1 protein-coding gene is annotated in these 262 nt (G+C 56.9%); it reads left to right on the forward strand.

Annotated elements, in window-relative coordinates; genetic code table 11:
- Positions 1-262 (forward strand): CHAD domain-containing protein (locus SB771_RS35140; protein ID WP_410722062.1); only part of this gene is annotated, 262 nt, incomplete at both ends.

Raw genomic sequence — 262 nt, forward strand, 5'->3', positions numbered from 1 at the left:
CGATGATCAAAAGCGACGATGTCGAGGTGTTCTTGAACGATGTCCTGCTTCGCGCGCAAGCTACGCTGCAGTCGCGTTGCAACGATCTTCCCATTCAAGCGTTCGCCGAGGCGCGGGTTCGTCTTGCTCAGCGCGCACTTCGAAAGCGAAGCAGGCGTGCAGCGCGCAGCGAGGCCGCCCACGAGGAAAATCTTCACGATGTTCGAAAGGCGGGCAAGAAGCTGAGGTACCTGCTCGAGTTTTTTCAACCCTTTATCAAAGG

Origin of the sequence: Burkholderia sp. SIMBA_051 (assembly GCF_046534915.1) — a bacterium.
Taxonomy (GTDB): domain Bacteria; phylum Pseudomonadota; class Gammaproteobacteria; order Burkholderiales; family Burkholderiaceae; genus Burkholderia; species Burkholderia ambifaria.